Here is a 1,189-nt window from a genome sequence, read left to right as displayed (position 1 = left end):
CGCGCGGACAAGAACTTCGGCATGGCTCCGTCCTCCCGGATCCACCATGCCCCCCTCGTCAACCTGTACTCCCTTTGAGGAACGCAGCACTAGCCTCACCGGACCAGCCAACATTGCGACGTTGAGTAGAGCCCGCCAGAACGCCAGGGGGTCAGAATTCAGGATCCGGCGACAGATGCGTGTGAGTTCGGCACCACTCGCACGCAGACTGGTGGTGGCGCAGGGCAACCTGCTCCGACTGACGCGACCCGCCAATAGGGAAGCCGCCTCGACAAGAAGCCCACACCGCTCGCTGAGCGCATGAGCAACCACCTGCGTGGGTGCCTGGCGATCTTGTTACGGTCTCCAGGATGATATCTACGCAGGTCAGCGCAGAGCCGGTGGTCGGACTCGAACCGACGACCTACCGCTTACAAGGCGGTTGCTCTACCAACTGAGCTACACCGGCGAGAAACACCCGTCTGAACGCGGGAGATCTCGCTACATAGTGGCATGAGCGCCCGGCCGCGACAGTATCGGACCGGCTCCGGGACCTCCCGGAGCCCGGACCACCACCGGTGGACCACGATCGGTCTCGTGGACCTGGTGGCACTCTCATCCCTGCCCGTGCCCGGCTTCCGCAGCTGGCTGACGGGCTGGACACGGAATCTGGGGCGTGACCTGCGGGTATGCGTGATCGCCGCCGGATGGGCGTGTGTCCAGGCGGCGAGGTTTGCGCTGGTCAGGGCCTTGCCGGCGGGGCCAGGTCGATGATCTTCTTGGGTGGATCGATGCCCAGCTTGTTCAGGATGGTGCGCTGAGCGGCGGACAGTTCGGTGCGCTGTCGGAAGGTGCCGGCCGGGCCTTCGAACGTGCCCACGTGCAGCTCTTGCAGGTCCTCGCGCAGCCGGGCCCAGGTGTCTGCGGTGGTGGTCTCGGCGATGCGGATCAGTAGCAGCGCCAGCCAGCACAGGATGACGTGGGCGCGGATGCGGTCTTCGAGCCGGTGGAACACCGGCCGCAGCTGCAGGGTGGTCTTCATGTCCCGCCAGCCGCGTTCGACCTCGAGCAACTGCTTGTAGCCCAGCGCGATGTCCTCGGCCGGCAGGTGGGGGTCGGAGCAGCGCAGCAGGTACTTGCCGTCCAGGTTCGCCTCGGCGTTGATCTTCTTCTTGTCGATGCGCAGCAGGCCGCCGGGGGTGAGGCGCAG

At 65.9% G+C, this 1,189-nt stretch carries 1 protein-coding gene and 1 tRNA gene; both read right to left on the bottom strand.

Going from position 1 to position 1,189, the window contains the following annotated elements; translation table 11 throughout:
• Positions 1 to 375: 375 nt before the first annotated feature.
• Positions 376 to 448 (bottom strand) — tRNA-Thr (locus G567_RS0125095).
• A 273-nt stretch (positions 449 to 721) separates the two neighbouring features.
• The coding region (locus G567_RS35025) for an IS1634 family transposase (protein WP_037058179.1) at positions 722 to 1,189 on the bottom strand (468 nt) is incomplete at its 5' end.

Origin of the sequence: Pseudonocardia asaccharolytica DSM 44247 = NBRC 16224 (assembly GCF_000423625.1) — a bacterium.
GTDB classification, from domain to species: Bacteria; Actinomycetota; Actinomycetes; order Mycobacteriales; family Pseudonocardiaceae; genus Pseudonocardia; species Pseudonocardia asaccharolytica.
Note: the sequence above shows the minus strand (reverse complement) of the source record. Positions and strands in the feature narration are given on the sequence as shown.